The following is a 297-nucleotide window of genomic DNA, read 5'->3' on the forward strand; positions in this document are numbered from 1 at the left end:
CCAAATGGCATAGCCATTTGGATTATTGCTACCTCTCTAAATCATTTAGCATTTTTACAATAGATTTTCCTATTGCCATTGCAAAATTTACAGGAACAGCATTCCCAATTTGTTTATAAATTTCTGTTGTTGTTCCTTTAAAAAACCAATCATCCGGAAATGTTTGAATTCGTGCATATTCCCTAATTGTTAAAGGTCTATTTTCACTAGGATGACAACGTTCTGTTTGTTTTTGGGCTGGTGCACAAGTTAAGGTTAAAGATGGTTCATTCCAAGATAATCGTCTAGCCATTCCAG

1 protein-coding gene is annotated in these 297 nt (G+C 34.7%); it reads right to left on the reverse strand.

Annotated features, from left to right (window positions below):
* Positions 1 to 28: 28 nt before the first annotated feature.
* A partial coding sequence (locus HSP_RS11055) for a DNA cytosine methyltransferase (RefSeq protein ID WP_010130077.1) occupies positions 29 to 297 on the reverse strand: 269 nt, incomplete at its 5' end.

The organism is Haemophilus sputorum CCUG 13788 (assembly GCF_000238795.1).
GTDB lineage: Bacteria > Pseudomonadota > Gammaproteobacteria > Enterobacterales > Pasteurellaceae > Haemophilus_A > Haemophilus_A sputorum.